The sequence below is a fragment of the Streptomyces sp. NPDC054840 genome, from assembly GCF_053611065.1.
The window spans coordinates 1-12,589 of the sequence record NZ_JBSGZP010000155.1 but is presented as its reverse complement, the minus strand read 5'-3'; the positions used below and the strand labels follow the sequence as shown (position 1 = coordinate 12,589).

The window sequence follows — 12,589 nt, the reverse complement described above, 5'->3', positions numbered from 1 at the left end:
GGATTGGTGACAGCCCCGGACGTGGCCGCCCTGGTCAGCGCCGCGGCTGCCTGCGCCGGAGTCGCGGACGGGTGCCCCGCCAGGTAGACCGCCGCCGCGCCGGCCGCGTGCGGGGCCGCCATGGACGTGCCGGAGATGGTCTTCGTCCCCGTGTCGCTGTCGTTCCAGGTGGACGTGATGTCCGAGCCCGGCGCGTACAGGTCCACCACGGAGCCGAAGTTCGAGAACGACGACTGCTGGTCGTCGATGGTGCTCGACGACACGGTGATCGCCTCCGTGACCCGGGACGGCGAGCCCTGACCGGCGTCGGCCGACTCGTTGCCCGCCGCCACGGTGAAGGTGACACCCGCGGCGACGGCGCGGCGCACCGCCTCGTCGAGGGCCTCGTCGGCGCCGCCGCCCAGGCTCATGTTGGCCACCGAGGGGCCCTTGTGGTTCTGCGTGACCCAGTCGATGCCCGCGACCACCTGCTCGGTGGTGCCGGAGCCGTTGTCGTCCAGCACCCGCACCGCCACGACCTTCGCCTTCTTGGCGACGCCGTGGGAGGTCCCCGCGATGGTGCCGGCCACGTGCGTACCGTGGCCGTTGCCGTCGTCGGCGCTGTCGTCGTTGTCCACCGCGTCGAAGCCCGACGTCGCACGGCCGCCGAAGTCCTTGTGGGTGGTGCGCACGCCGGTGTCGATGACGTACGCCGTCACGCCCTCGCCGCCGCCGTCGGGGTAGGTGTACTTCTTGTCGCCCGCCTGCGCGGTCTGGTCGATCCGGTCCAGCCCCCAGGAGGGCGGATCGGTCTGGGTGGCGTTGATGGTGAACTTCTTGTTCTGCACGACCTTGCCGACGGCCGGGTCCGCGGCGAGCCGCTTCGCCTCCGTCTCGCTGAGACCCGCGGCCGAGAAACCGTTGACCCCGGAGCCGTAGGAGCGCTTCAGCTCGCCCCCGTACTTGCGGGCGAGCTGCTCCTTGTTCGCGGATGCGTCGAGTATGACGACGTAACTTCCGCTGATCGCGCCGGGTGCGCCGAGGCCGTACACCGTGCCTTCGGCCGGTGTGGCCGCTCCCGCGAGGGGGGTGGCGAGCAGGGCCACGGCAGCCGCTGTGGCCGCTCCCGTGCCGACTGCCGCGTACCGAAAACCACGCGAGCGCTTGTGAGTTGCCATCTGGAGGGTTCTCCTCGTGTTGACGTTGGGGGCGTCAGACCTTCTGGAGAACCCTCTTCCGATTGACAGGCGCAAATCAAGGACGCCTTGGGGTATCGGGGTTGTTCAACAAGGTTTCTTAAAGGGTCCCCCGCACCGCCTTCACCTCGCACACAGGTTCATATGAACTCCCGCACGATTCCCACACGTTCACGGACGGCCGACCGCGTAGGGCTGCAACTCCCGTCGCGCCAAAGACCGCTGATGCACCTCGTCCGGTCCGTCGGCCAGACGCAACGTCCTTGCAGCCGCCCACAGTTCGGCCAGCGGGAAGTCCTGGCTCACGCCGCCCGCGCCGTGCAGCTGCACCGCGTCGTCCAGGATCCGCACCACCGCCCGCGGGGTCGCGATCTTGATGGCCTGGATCTCGGTGTGCGCGCCCCGGTTCCCGACCGTGTCCATCAGCCAGGCCGTCTTCAGCACCAGCAGCCGCAGCTGCTCCACCGTCACCCGGGCGTCGGCGATCCAGTTCTGTACGACTCCCTGGGCGGCCAGCGGCTTGCCGAAGGCGGTACGTTCCACCGCGCGCCGGCACATCAGCTCGATGGCCCGCTCCGCCATCCCGATCAGCCGCATGCAGTGGTGGATGCGGCCCGGGCCGAGCCGGGCCTGGGCGATGGCGAAGCCGGTGCCCTCCTCGCCGATCAGGTTCGCCGCGGGGGCCCGGGCCCCGTCGAAGACCACCTCGGCGTGGCCGCCGTGGTCATGGTCCTCGTACCCGTACACCGTCATCGCCCGGCGCACCTCGACCCCCGGGGTGTCGCGCGGCACCAGGATCATCGACTGCTGACGGCGCGGATCGGCGCCCTCCGGGTCGGTCTTGCCCATCACGATGAAGATCCTGCAGTCCGGGTTCATCGCCCCGGAGATGAACCACTTGCGGCCGGTGACCACGTACTCGTCGCCGCCCGCCGAGCGCTCGATCCGCGTCTCGATGTTCGTCGCGTCCGAGGAGGCCACCTCGGGCTCGGTCATCGCGAAGGCGGAGCGGATCTCCCCGGCCAGCAGCGGCTCCAGCCACTGCTTCTTCTGCGACTCGTTCCCGAACTGGGCGAGCAGCTCCATGTTGCCGGTGTCCGGGGCCGCGCAGTTGGTGGCCGTCGGCGCGAGGTGCGGGCTGCGGCCGGTGATCTCCGCCAGCGGCGCGTACTGGAGGTTGGTCAGTCCCGCGCCGTGCTCCGCATCAGGGAGGAAGAGGTTCCACAGGCCCTGGCGGCGCGCCTCGGCCTTCAGTTCACCGAAGACGGCCGGGGTGTCCCAGGGCGAGGCCAGCCGTGCGCGCTGCTCGGCGGCGACGGCCTCCGCCGGGTAGACGTACTCCTCCATGAACGCGAGCAGCCGCTCGCGGAGTTCCTCGGTCCGGGTGTCGAATGCGAAATCCATGGGTGAGTGCCTCAGCCTTCCTGGCGGTTCCGGGGGTCCTGGCGGTCCTGGAGTGTGGTCAGTCCGTGCTCGATGAAGACCGGGACCAGCTCGCCGATCCGGTCGAAGCCCGCCCCGACGGTCTGCCCCAGCGTGTAGCGGTAGTGGATGCCCTCGAGGATCACGGCGAGCTTGAACCAGGCGAAGGCCGTGTACCAGGCGATGGCCCCGGTGTCCCGGCCCGAGCGGGCGGCGTACCGCTCGACGAGCTCGGCCGGCGTCGGATGGCCCGGTGCCCCGCTCGTCGTGCTGACCGGAGATCCGGTCAGGCCCAGGTCCGAGCTGTACATCACCAGCAGCCCGAGGTCGGTCAGCGGATCCCCGAGGGTGGACATCTCCCAGTCCAGCACCGCCCGGATCGTGTCGTCCGGGCCGCCGATCAGCACGTTGTCGAGCCGGAAGTCCCCGTGCACCACGGTCGCGGCGGTGGAGACGGGCAGCCTGCGGCCGAGCGCGCCGTGCAGCTCGTCGATCCCGGCGAGCTCCCGGCCCCGGGAGGCCGCGAGCTGCTTGCCCCAGCGGCGCAGCTGCCGGTCCAGGAAGCCCTCGGGCCGGCCGAAGTCACCCAGACCCACCGCCTCCGGGTCCACCGCGTGGAGGTCGACCAGGGTGTCCACCAGGCCCAGTACCGCCCGCCGGGTCCGCTCCGGACCGATCGCGGCGAGCTGCTCTGCCGTCCGGTACGGCACCCCGTCCACGAACTCCATGACGTAGAACGGCGCCCCGAGCACGGCCTCGTCCTCGCACAGGAGCACCGGCTCGGGCACCGGCACGGCCGTGCCGTGCAGCGCCTCGATGACCCGGTGCTCGCGCCGCATGTCGTGCGCGGTGGCCAGTACGTGGCCCAGCGGCGGCCGGCGGACGACCCAGCGGGCGGTCCCGTCGGTGACCTCGTACGTGAGATTGGACCGGCCGCCCTCGATGAGCCGGCCGCGCAGCGCCCCGGACACAAGTCCCGGCCGGGCCCGGTCGAGATGACCGCGCAGTCGCTCCAGATCCAGGCCGCGCGGGTCGGCCGGGGCTGAGGTCATGGTGCGCACCTCCGTGCGTGTCGACGAGGGGAAGAGCGGCGGTGCGTCGGAGCACCGTCGCGAGACATCATGCCGACCAGTCGGTATGCCGTCCAGAGTGCGGGCGGAAAGAAACTCTCCGCCCGGCGGGATCCGCCGGTGTCAGGCGTGACAGAGAATCGGTGTGCCGCCGTTCATCACGGTCATGTCCGTCAGCACCGCCAGGATGTCCAGCGCCGCGCCCTCCGGCAGGCCGGCCAGTTCCGCGTACGCCCGGTGCAGGTTCGCCACCAGTCGCTCGCTCTCCCGCCAGGCGCCGAACTCGCCGAGATCGGCCTGTTGGGCCACCTGCAGCGGGGACAGCCCTTTAGCCCGGCCCTCCCGGGCGAGTTCGGCCACGTACCGCAGGTAGCGCTCGGTGGAGTCGTAGGCGGAGGGGTCGGTCAGGGGTCCGTGGCCCGGTACGACGGTCTCCGCGTCCAGCGACCGCAGCAGCTCCAGCGCCCGCAGCGAGCCGGTGAGGGAGCCCATCGCGAGGAACGGAGTCCCCCCGGCGAAGATCAGGTCGCCGGTGAACACCACCCGCCGGCCGGGCAGCCACACGACCGAGTCCCCGGTGGTGTGCGCGACACCCGGGTGGATGATCCGTACCTCCGTCGCGCCGACGTGCACGGTCGCCCGGTCGCTGTAGGTGAGGTCGGGCGGCACGATGTCGATCGCGCCGAAGTCCGTGGACGGCCAGATCAGCTCCAGCTGGTGCCCTGCCGCGAGCTGCTCGGACCGGGCGGTGTCGTGCCCGAGGATCAGCGCTTCGGGGCTGAAGACCCCGTTGCCGTAGGTGTGGTCGCCGTGGTGGTGGGTGTTGACCACGGTGCGGGGGAGCGGCACCCCGGCCGCCACGACCGCCGCGCGCAGTGCGAGGGCGCGCCGCTGGGTGGCGGCGGTGTCGACGAGCAGGGTCCGGCCCCCGTCGGTCACGAATCCGGCGTTGTTGAGGCACCAGCCGCCGTCCGGCTGGACGTAGGCGTACACCCCCGGTGCGGGCTGGACGAGGTACGGCTCTTCGACGGACATCTGCGCTCTCCCCGGGTCCTTGTGGTGAACGGACGGCATCCTGCCAGCCGTTGTCGTCCCGGGGGAGGGCGGGTACCGCTGCGACCGGACCTTCAGCCGGCGGTCCGGTCGGTCGTCCGGTCGGTCGCCCGGCCCGTGATCCGGCCGGCAGTCCGGTCAGTGGTCGTCGTAGTGTCCGTCGTGCTCCGCGTGCCGGTGCCCGTCGTGCAGGTAGTCCACATGGTCTCCGTGCCGGACCGACTCGTGCCCGCAGTCCGCGCCGTGCGCGTGCGCGTGGCCGTCGTGCGCGGTGTGCCCGCTGGGCTCGCATTCGTCCCAGTGCCCCGAGTGCTCCCGGTGCAGATGGCCGTCGTGGGCGTAGTCGACGTGGTCGCCGTGCGAGACCGCCTGGTGCCCGCAGTCCGCGCCGTGCGTGTGCTGGTGCGTGGGGTGTTCGTGGTGCAGGGTCGTCATGGCGCCGAGGCTAGTGTGGATTGCCCGTTGTCGCCCATTATCGTCCGTTGTGTCGTAGTGGCGCGGCGAAGCACGATCATCACACCGGGCGGCCACCGGCCACCGGCCACCGGCCACCGGCACCGGCTCACAGGATCACCGTCATCGCGAAGACCGCCAGCGCCACCGTGCACGCCACCACCGCCAGGGCCGCCCGCGGCGCGAGCTCCCGCGGCCGGCCGGCCGCCAGTGCCCGGATCCGCCGGTGGGCCACCCACAGGAACGCCAGCCAGATCAGCGCGATGGCCGCCGCCCCGACCAGCTCCACCGGCGCGCCCGACCCGCGCAACGCCTGCCGCAGTGCCAGCACCGCCACCACCGAGGAGGCCAGCGTCGTACGCCGCCACGCGAGCCGGGTCCGCTCGGGCTGGAGCCCCGCATCGCGGTCCGTGCCCGAGGTGCTCACCGCCCGGTGGTCCAGCCCAGCAGCACGACCACCACCATCGTCACCGCCACCAGCCCCACGCCCAGGCTCAGCAGCACCGGGAAGCGCGACAGCGGCAGGTCCTCGCTCCGGCGCATCGCCCGCTCGCACCGCACCCAGTGGTTCACCGCCCGCAGCGCACAGGCCGCACCCACCGCGAGCAGCGCGAAGGCCATCCCGACCCGCACCCCCCAGCGCAGGTCCGGCAGGAACTGGTCGACGGCGAAACCGCCGCCCACCAGGGCCAGCGAGGTCCGGATCCAGGCGAGGAAGGTCCGTTCGTTGGCCAGCGAGAAGCGGTAGTCCGGGGTCTCGCCCTCGTCCCTCAGCCGCGAGGGTGCGAACCAGAGGCGCACGTCCTTGACGAAGTCGATCACCTGCCAAATCTACAAGCGCAATTCAGGGTGCGCGCGCAGCCGCCGGTACGCCTCCAGCCCGTCCGGCACCCAGGCCCACTCCCCGCCGTCCACCCGCCGGTCCAGCTCCTCCTGGGTGAGGTACGTGTGCCAGTCGACCTCCGACGCCTGCGGGGCCACGGGCGGGTCGCACCGCACCTCGTACACGTACGACCACCAGGCCCCGCCCGGACCGTCGTAGAGGAACTTGAACAGCGGAGTCGGCTGCTCCAGCCCCCGTACCCCCAGCTCCTCCTCGGCCTCGCGCAGTGCGGCCTCGGCGTAGCTCTCGCCGGCGCCCAGCACCCCGCCCACGAACATGTCGTAGTGCGAGGGGAATACCAGCTTCGAGGCGGTCCGCCGGTGGACGAAGATCCGCCCTTCCGCGTCCCTGGCCTGCACGAACGCACAGCGGTGGAGGAGCCCCCGGGCGTACACCTCGCCGCGCGGGGCCTGCCCGACGACCCGGTCCTCCCGGTCCACCACGTCCAGTACTTCCTCAGCGGCACTCATACAGGTCATCCAACCACCGCTGTTGACTGGTTACCGCTCCGTAGCCAAGGATCTGCCCCACCACCGACGGAGGACGGGTAACCGCATGACGTACGACGCAGACGTGATCGTGATCGGAGCCGGGCTCGCGGGGCTCGTGGCCACCGCCGAGCTCGTCGACGCGGGCCGCAAGGTCATCCTGCTCGACCAGGAGCCGGAGCGGTCGATCGGTGGCCAGGCGCACTGGTCCTTCGGCGGGCTGTTCTTCGTGGACTCGCCCGAGCAGCGCCGGATGCGGATCAAGGACAGTCACGCCCTCGCCCTCCAGGACTGGCTGGGCACCGCCGGGTTCGACCGTGAGGAGGACGCCTGGCCGCGCCGCTGGGCGGAGGCCTACGTCGACTTCGCGGCCGGCGAGAAGCGCTCCTGGCTGCACGCCCAAGGCGTCCGCTTCTTCCCGGTGGTCGGCTGGGCGGAGCGCGGCGGCTACGACGCCAACGGCCACGGGAACTCCGTCCCCCGCTTCCACATCACCTGGGGCACCGGCCCGGGGCTGGTGGAGCCCTTCGAGCGGCGGGTCCGGGCCGGTGTGGCCCGCGGCCTGGTCCGCTTCGCCTTCCGCCACCGGGTCACCGGGCTCTCGGCCACGGCCGGCGCGGTGGACACCGTGACCGGCGAGATCCTGGAACCCTCCGACGCCGTACGGGGCTCCGCCAGCAGCCGCGAGGTCACCGGGAGCTTCTCCCTGCGGGCCCAGGCCGTGATCGTCACCAGCGGTGGCATCGGCGGCAACCACGACCTCGTCCGCGCGCAGTGGCCCGCCCGGCTCGGCACCCCGCCGCAGCGGCTGCTCTCCGGGGTCCCGGCGCACGTCGACGGTCTGATGCTCGGCATCGCGGAGCGCGCGGGCGCCAGCCACATCAACAAGGACCGGATGTGGCACTACACCGAGGGCATCCAGAACTGGGACCCGATCTGGGCCCGGCACGGCATCCGCATCCTGCCCGGCCCGTCCCCGCTGTGGCTGGACGCGACGGGCAGGCGGCTGCCCGTGCCGCTCTTCCCGGGATTCGACACCCTCGGCACCCTCGATCACATCATGAAGACCGGCCATGACCACACGTGGTTCGTGCTCAACGAGCGCATCATCGGCAAGGAGTTCGCCCTCTCCGGCTCCGAGCAGAACCCGGACCTGACCGGCAGGTCGATCCGCGACGTCCTCACCCGCGCACGCCAGGCCGTACCGGACCCGGTCCGGGCCTTCATGGACAACGGGGCCGACTTCGTCGTCGAGCGGGACCTGTCCGCCCTGGTCCGCGGGATGAACGCGGTCACCAAGGAGGACCTCCTCGACGAGGCCACCGTCCGCGGCGAGATCGTGGCCCGCGACCGGGAGATCGCCAACCCCTTCACCAAGGACCTCCAGGTCACCGCCATCCACGGCGCCCGCAGATACCTCGGCGACAGGCTGATCCGTACGGCCGCCCCGCACCGCGTCCTGGACCCCGGGGCCGGACCGCTGATCGCGGTACGGCTGTCGATCCTGACCCGCAAGTCCCTGGGCGGCCTGGAGACCGACCTCTCCTCGCGCGTCCTGACCGGGTCCGGAGAGCCGCTGCCCGGCGTCTACGCGGCCGGCGAGGCGGCCGGCTTCGGCGGTGGCGGGGTACACGGGTACCGGGCCCTGGAGGGCACCTTCCTCGGCGGGTACATCTTCTCGGGCCGGGCGGCCGGCCGCGCGGCGGCCCGAGCTGTCGGCTGACCCCTCCCGTCCGCGCGGCCTGACGGGGCCGTCAGGCCGTCGGACCAGCCGTGGGGTGTCCCGGCCGCGCGCCGCGCCCCCGCGGGGGGGGGGGGGGGCCCCGGCCCCCCACCAGGCTTGCCCACGGGCGGCTTGCCCGGGTCGTGAGCTGTGACGTCGCAGTCCAGATCCCTCGGCGGGCAGACCACGCCGCCGCCCGGATCGTCCGCCACCGCCGTACCCGGCGCGACCGCCCCGAGCAGCGTCACGGTGGCGGCCGCGGCCGCCACCGTCAGCCAGCGGATCAGCACGTGCGGTCCCGCTCGATCGCGGAGCTCCACACGAGCCACGGGCCCGAACCGGTGCGCTGCAGGCTGGAGGTCACCACGTGACGGCGCGGCCCGGACGGGGCCGCCCCGGCCGGCCGGCCGTCCTTGTCGACCTTGTCGTAGCCGGTGGAGTCCACGCAGTCGGTGACGACCGCGCGGCGCGGGTCGCCGGTGGTGTCGAGCGACTCGACCGCCGCCGTATGGGCCGTGGCTTTGTCCACGAGAAGGTCGTGAACATAGCCACCCGTCCGCTTCTACCTCCAGCCGGTCGGTCTGGCGGGCGTAGGAAGCTATCCCATGACGACGTCGCCCTGGTCGACGCCGACGACGAGCCCGCCCTGGGCGTCGTCGGTCGGCCGGGCCACGCAGAAGCCGGCGGTCTCCAGGTCGAAGCACACCCCCGGTCCCGCCAGATCGTCCGGATCGGTAGGTGCTGTCCTCCAGCTCCCTTTTCCCGGTTTTGATGCTCGGCATTTTCATGCCTGTTCAGAAGGAAACGTCGAAATAGTCGATGTCCGTGAATTCGACTTCAAGGTCGTCCGGGCGGGTTCCGCCGTCCTTGAAATAGGTTTCTTGCAACCCTCGGCCACGATCGCACACATCTGCTGGTCGCTCGCACGCGTCTCGCGGGCGTCGAAGAGGCGTTGCGCGTAGGCGGGCGGGAGGTGGACGGCGAGGCGCCGCACCCGGCCGTCGTCCGTCGTGCCAACGGGTGCCGTGTAGCCGAAGCGGGCCCGGGTCTCGACCGTGATGCCGGTGCTGGTGGCGGCTTCCTTGCGGCGGCGGCCGCGGACCACGGGCTGCAAGCGGGCCCATACGGCTGGGTCGATGCGGTCGGCGACGGCCTTGGGCGGGGTCGCCCGGGCTTCGGACACACGGCAGTGCGGGCCACCGGGGTGGTAGCGGCCCGCGCGGGGGTTCGTCGGAGCGGGTCTGTCAGATAGCGGACGCAAGCTCTCACAGCTCAACACAAAGGCCGCGCCCAACGGGCGCTGGCCAATAGCGGTGGCCGGCGGTGCTGTCGGCCGACTCAAGGCTTGCCTACTGCACTGGGGTTCGTCAGGTTGTTGACCGGGTCGGAAACGGCCCCCGGGCCGCCCGTCTTACAAGGTTGCGGTGCGGCGGAATCTGCGGGTCCCTATAGCTCCCTCAACGACGCCCACTCGCCTTTCCCTTTTCCTCATGGCCCTCGTCAGACCTGTTTGAATTCTGCAGCCACCTCGCCTGCAAGTCCGTGTTGCCTCCAAACATCAGGGTCGGTCAATGCCGTATGGCCGAACCAGACTGGAACTTTGAGGGTACGTACTCGCTCGGACGGGAAGTTACCGGTGACCGGAGTGCGATGCAGCCCCGTCCAACACCGGTCCAGCATTACGACGAAGTCGAATTTTGGGCGCATCGCAACGATTCTTTTGATTCTTTCGCCGATGATTCTCCACTCTTCCTGGCTTCGCTGGTGGGGAGGGGTGTGGAGCATAACCAGCATGTCGATGGAAAGGTCGTTGAACGCTGACGCGTTGAGCGCCACATTGCCGCCGTGACTATGAGCGATGACCTTCTTGAAGGATGGAGCTGAGTGCTTGCCCGCCCAGTGGGCCAGGTCGCGCGCTGCTGCAATCCGATCCTCGACCGTGTAGCCGCCGGTCCACCGGTAGTGATCGTCACGGTCGTAGAGGTCTTCCCCCACGGCACTCAGGGTTCCATCGGTTGGCTCGTCGGCGCCGGGTTCACTTTGGAGATAGCGGAAGAGCGGCTCTCCTGGTCGCCACCAAGATGGCCGCTTAAACCGCGTCCATGTACCGGGCACGATGATGGAGGTCCAGGCGACGTCATTGCCGTTGTTCGGCTCATTGTCCTGCGGCAGGTCTTTTAGAACCGGATGTCTGGGCGCCACGCGGATTAGTGCTTCGATCGCAATCTGCTGGATCGTCTCGCTGCCGGATGTACATCCGTCCGCGAGGGCTTCAATGGTGGGCCACCACAGCATCGTTTTGCGCTGGGAAAGCAAGGCAGCGGACACGACTCGGACGATTTGGTGTTGGCTGAGCTGGCCGAGGTGCAGCAACGTGGCGGCTGCTGCGGCCCGGTGATTGCTGCTACCTTCCCGTGCAACTCCATGGAGCCGCCGCATCATTTCTTGTGCCCACTCACTGAGATCGCGATCGGGTTCCCACCAACGGTCTGGAGCAGGGGTGATCTGGTTCGTGATCTCTGACTGGATCGGCTGTGACCAGCCGGGAAAGTTGCGCCACCGAAAGGGCATCCGCTCATCGAAGTGGTCCTGCAAGAAGAGCTCAGCCCATGGGGCGTTGAACTCAGGCATCGCCTCGGGAACCTCGGGAACGTCCAGCTGATAGGCGTCCTCCTCGCCTTGGAGTACGCCTCCATTGCCTGTGAGTTGGAGACCCAAGCCCAGCATCTGTGCGGCCTGCGACCAAGCAGCCACTTCGCCCTCTTCGAGGAAGGCATCCTTGCCACCCAGCGGGTGCTCGATCAACGGCTCTGACATGATTGCTCCGCATCTGGTGGCGATCCCCGTCGATCAGGCTCACCGCCAGCATGGACGCCACGCCAGGCGACCCGCACGAGAGCACTCCCGCCTCACTCCCATGAAGGCACCGGCCCCGTGCAGACGGCCCAAGGCGAAGCGGCGTCTGCCGGTGCCGACAGGACCTTGACGGTGGGGCGGGGCCGTCCGTTGCGCTTCTTCCCCATGGGCTTCCTCCTGGATGAGCGGTGATCGCCTAGATGGCCGCGTGCGGGCCTGTGAGGCCTGCAGGGTTCGTGGGGGGGCGGAGCCGGGCGTTCGTCACCCCACGGGGCCTTGTGTGGCCGCGCGTTGGCCGGGACGGGCCGAGGTCCGCCCGGCACCTCGTGCGCCGGGCAGCGGTGAGACTAGGCGGTGCGGATGGTGAGGGCGGCGAGCTTGGCCGCGTCCCGCTGCTCCCTGGCGGCGGCTTGCTGCTCCTTCCACACCCGGTACTCCATGCTCGGGCCGCTGGCGATCTGCCACGCCTCGTCGGTGTCCTCGGGGGCCTGGTTCTCGTTGGGGAACCCACCAAAGTCGGGCTCGTCCTCGTCGGCGGGCTCCTGGTCGTGCGCCCGGTGGAGCTGGGCCGGCACGATGGGCCGGCCCGCTGCTGCAGCGTCCAGCGCCGCGAACTCGGCGGCCATGACCTCCCGGGCGCGGGTTGTCTCGGCGGCCTCAGCAGCCTTGGCGGCCGCGCTCTGGTCCCGACGCGCGTTCTCGTCCAGGGCGTGGCCGTGGTCCCGATCGACCGCCGCCCGCCGGGCCAAGTCGTGCTGCTGCTGGCACCACTCTTGCTCGCGCCGCTGTTGCTCCAGCGCCTCGGCGGCCTTGATGTCGTTGATCCGCGCGTTCCGCCGGTAGTTGCAGGTGGCGCACTCCTCGTCGGTGTCGAGGAAGATTCCGAGTTCGCAGTTCGGGAGCTCGCACGCCTGCTCCGTCAGCAGCGTGGCAAGGTAGCCGACCGGCTTCGTAATCCGGTCAGGCTCCTGGTAGCCGGAGCTTGAACGGGTGGAACCCCCGGCGCGGTGCCACCCGACATTGATCCGGGTGACAGCGTGCGAGACGGTCCGCGGGTAGAGCGCGTAGGGACCGCTCCTCGCGTCGGCGTAGTGGCCGAGGAACTCCCGGACGGCGCGGCGCAGGATAGGGATTCGCTCGGCCTTCGACGTGGAGATCCCAAGGGCGTCCAGGGCGGCGTACACCTCGGCCTCGCCGTTCACCGGCACCAGCTCGCTGACGGCAATCGGCTTACTCGCTGCAGACCTCCCCTTGCGGACGGCGGCGGAGCCGCCCTTGGCGGTCGGGAGTTCAGCCGCCGCGCCCTCACGCGCACTCGCACGCACAAAACCACCAGCACTCTGGCCTCCGGCCGTCACCCCCGTTTGTGCTTTGGAAGAAGGGTCTGGAGCTACGTCTGTAGATAGGGCGTCACCCATGACGCCACCGGACGCGTCACCCATGACGCCACCGGTAGCGTCATGGGT

The 12,589-nt window shown here is 70.4% G+C and carries 12 protein-coding genes and 1 pseudogene; 1 reads left to right on the top strand and 12 read right to left on the bottom strand.

The annotated features are described in order from the left end of the window. From ACWGIU_RS14185 to ACWGIU_RS14150, 8 genes are all read right to left on the bottom strand, one after another. A partial coding sequence (locus ACWGIU_RS14185; protein WP_453705594.1) for a S8 family serine peptidase occupies nucleotides 1–1,157 on the bottom strand: 1,157 nt, incomplete at its 3' end. Between the two features lie 189 nt (nucleotides 1,158–1,346). After that, nucleotides 1,347–2,579, bottom strand: coding sequence for an acyl-CoA dehydrogenase family protein (locus ACWGIU_RS14180; protein WP_453705592.1), 1,233 nt, complete (start codon nucleotides 2,577–2,579; stop codon nucleotides 1,347–1,349). A gap of 11 nt (nucleotides 2,580–2,590) precedes the next feature. After that, nucleotides 2,591–3,649, bottom strand: coding sequence for a phosphotransferase family protein (locus ACWGIU_RS14175; protein ID WP_453705590.1), 1,059 nt, complete (start codon nucleotides 3,647–3,649; stop codon nucleotides 2,591–2,593). A gap of 141 nt (nucleotides 3,650–3,790) precedes the next feature. Beyond that, entirely contained in the window at nucleotides 3,791–4,702 is a 912-nt protein-coding gene (locus ACWGIU_RS14170; RefSeq protein WP_453705588.1) for an MBL fold metallo-hydrolase, read from the bottom strand. 156 nt (nucleotides 4,703–4,858) lie between these two features. Further along, a complete protein-coding gene (locus tag ACWGIU_RS14165; protein ID WP_453705587.1) occupies nucleotides 4,859–5,155 on the bottom strand; it encodes a hypothetical protein in 297 nt (98 codons plus the stop codon). Nucleotides 5,156–5,282: 127 nt separating this feature from the next. Next, the gene (locus ACWGIU_RS14160) at nucleotides 5,283–5,600 is read right to left on the bottom strand and encodes a DUF202 domain-containing protein (protein WP_453705585.1); all 318 of its coding nucleotides are present in this window, start codon (nucleotides 5,598–5,600) and stop codon (nucleotides 5,283–5,285) included. Next, complete coding sequence (locus ACWGIU_RS14155) at nucleotides 5,597–5,995, bottom strand: YidH family protein (RefSeq protein WP_453705583.1); 399 nt, start codon at nucleotides 5,993–5,995, stop codon at nucleotides 5,597–5,599. Before ACWGIU_RS14155 ends, ACWGIU_RS14160 begins: the two co-directional genes overlap by 4 nt. A gap of 9 nt (nucleotides 5,996–6,004) precedes the next feature. Next, the gene (locus tag ACWGIU_RS14150) at nucleotides 6,005–6,526 is read right to left on the bottom strand and encodes an NUDIX domain-containing protein (protein WP_453705581.1); all 522 of its coding nucleotides are present in this window, start codon (nucleotides 6,524–6,526) and stop codon (nucleotides 6,005–6,007) included. 85 nt (nucleotides 6,527–6,611) lie between these two features. Between ACWGIU_RS14150 and ACWGIU_RS14145 the strand changes: the two genes are divergently transcribed. Further along, on the top strand, nucleotides 6,612–8,267 hold the full coding sequence (locus ACWGIU_RS14145) for an FAD-binding dehydrogenase (RefSeq protein WP_453705579.1): 1,656 nt from the start codon (nucleotides 6,612–6,614) through the stop codon (nucleotides 8,265–8,267). A 283-nt stretch (nucleotides 8,268–8,550) separates the two neighbouring features. Here the strand turns inward: ACWGIU_RS14145 and ACWGIU_RS14140 are convergent, their stop codons facing one another. From ACWGIU_RS14140 to ACWGIU_RS14125, 4 genes and pseudogenes are all read right to left on the bottom strand, one after another. Further along, entirely contained in the window at nucleotides 8,551–8,796 is a 246-nt protein-coding gene (locus ACWGIU_RS14140) for a hypothetical protein (RefSeq protein WP_453705577.1), read from the bottom strand. Between the two features lie 265 nt (nucleotides 8,797–9,061). Beyond that, nucleotides 9,062–9,609, bottom strand: a pseudogene (tpg, locus tag ACWGIU_RS14135) (telomere-protecting terminal protein Tpg). 158 nt (nucleotides 9,610–9,767) lie between these two features. After that, a complete protein-coding gene (locus ACWGIU_RS14130) occupies nucleotides 9,768–11,084 on the bottom strand; it encodes a hypothetical protein (RefSeq protein ID WP_453705575.1) in 1,317 nt (438 codons plus the stop codon). Nucleotides 11,085–11,470: 386 nt separating this feature from the next. Next, on the bottom strand, nucleotides 11,471–12,448 hold the full coding sequence (locus ACWGIU_RS14125) for a hypothetical protein (protein ID WP_453705573.1): 978 nt from the start codon (nucleotides 12,446–12,448) through the stop codon (nucleotides 11,471–11,473). Nucleotides 12,449–12,589: the final 141 nt, after the last annotated feature.

Excerpts from the sequence above, each read along its gene's own strand:
- ACWGIU_RS14180 (WP_453705592.1), bottom strand. The coding sequence starts at position 2,579 with ATGGATTTCGCATTCGACACCCGGACCGAGGAACTCCGCGAGCGGCTG.
- ACWGIU_RS14175 (WP_453705590.1), bottom strand. The coding sequence starts at position 3,649 with ATGACCTCAGCCCCGGCCGACCCGCGCGGCCTGGATCTGGAGCGACTG.
- ACWGIU_RS14170 (WP_453705588.1), bottom strand. The coding sequence starts at position 4,702 with ATGTCCGTCGAAGAGCCGTACCTCGTCCAGCCCGCACCGGGGGTGTAC.
- ACWGIU_RS14165 (WP_453705587.1), bottom strand. The coding sequence starts at position 5,155 with ATGACGACCCTGCACCACGAACACCCCACGCACCAGCACACGCACGGC.
- ACWGIU_RS14150 (WP_453705581.1), bottom strand. The coding sequence starts at position 6,526 with ATGAGTGCCGCTGAGGAAGTACTGGACGTGGTGGACCGGGAGGACCGG.
- ACWGIU_RS14145 (WP_453705579.1), top strand. The coding sequence starts at position 6,612 with ATGACGTACGACGCAGACGTGATCGTGATCGGAGCCGGGCTCGCGGGG.
- ACWGIU_RS14130 (WP_453705575.1), bottom strand. The coding sequence starts at position 11,084 with ATGTCAGAGCCGTTGATCGAGCACCCGCTGGGTGGCAAGGATGCCTTC.